The organism is Streptococcus humanilactis, from assembly GCF_019448275.1.
GTDB lineage: Bacteria > Bacillota > Bacilli > Lactobacillales > Streptococcaceae > Streptococcus > Streptococcus humanilactis.
Genome location: NZ_JAHXBZ010000050.1, coordinates 1 through 227, shown reverse-complemented (window position 1 = coordinate 227; position 227 = coordinate 1). Strand labels below are relative to the sequence as shown.

Annotated in this window: 1 pseudogene; it reads right to left on the bottom strand. The window is 52.9% G+C overall.

From position 1 onward, the window contains the following. A pseudogene (locus KV696_RS09820) lies at positions 1–227 on the bottom strand (adhesive domain-containing protein); the annotation flags it as partial.

Genomic DNA, 227 nt, shown 5'->3' with positions numbered 1-227 from the left:
GTAGCATCTACGTCAGCAAGTACAAGCGCTGTAGCCTCTACATCAGCAAGCACAAGCGCCGTAGCCTCTACATCAGCATCAACAAGTGCCGTAGCGTCTACATCAGCAAGCACAAGCGCCGTAGCCTCTACATCAGCGTCAACAAGTGCCGTAGCGTCTACATCAGCAAGCACAAGCGCTGTAGCCTCTACATCAGCATCAACAAGTGCGGTAGCCTCTACATCAGC